This is a genomic window from Candidatus Symbiopectobacterium sp. NZEC135 (assembly GCF_025962695.1).
This window is the reverse complement of sequence record NZ_JAGFPF010000894.1, coordinates 1-859: the sequence shown is the minus strand read 5'-3', so window position 1 is coordinate 859 and position 859 is coordinate 1. Positions and strand designations below refer to the sequence as shown.

The following is an 859-nucleotide window of genomic DNA, read 5'->3' as shown; positions in this document are numbered from 1 at the left end:
CCAACCAACCGCAACAAAACAACGCCTCTTATCAAGGAGAATCGTCGCGCCATGTCTGACGCCACACTGGTTTTGGAAGCCATCCATGTTGCCTACGGACATGGACACCAGCAACATCATGTCCTTAACGGCTTTTCGCTAACGGTTCAGGCGGGTGAACTCACGTGTTTGTTGGGCGCGTCCGGCAGCGGAAAAACCACCGTATTGCGGGCGATTGCCGGATTTGATCCGCTGAGCCCAGGCCGTAACGCCACGTCGGCATGGTGTTTCAGGAATATGCCCTGTTTCCTCATCTGACGGCGGCGAAGAATATCGCTTTTGGGTTGCGCAAGCTGCCAAGCGCCGTCATACAGTCCCGTGTGCGTGAACTGCTGGATCTCATCGGGTTAAGCGCGTTGTCAGAACGTTATCCTCATGAGTTGTCCGGCGGCCAACAGCAGCGTATCGCACTGGCACGCGCGCTGGCGCCAGAGCCCAGCATTCTGCTGCTGGATGAGCCGTTTTCCAGCCTGGATGCCGAGACACGCCAACGACTGGGGCAAGATGTGCGCGACATTCTCAAATCATCAGGACAAACGGCCCTGATGGTCACGCACAGCGAGCAAGAAGCGGTGATGATGAGCGATCGTATCGGTTATATGCGCGCGGGAGCGTATAGGGAAGCGCCAGCGAGTACCTCACGAGTGGAAAGATAAAACAGGGAGCCATTATCCGAAAACAGGCATTACTCATCGGGTTCAGTGAAAGCGGAAAACATCTCATCAAAAATAAAAATGGCTTCTCTCAATGTGTCCAAAGCGGCACTGAGCTTATTAAACACCTCATGATCCTCGGGAAACTCACCGTATTCTTGCCAACA

1 pseudogene is annotated in these 859 nt (G+C 54.1%); it reads left to right on the top strand.

Annotated features, from left to right (window positions below):
• Positions 1-51 precede the first annotated feature (51 nt).
• Positions 52-695: pseudogene (locus J5224_RS31255) on the top strand (ABC transporter ATP-binding protein).
• Positions 696-859 lie beyond the last annotated feature (164 nt).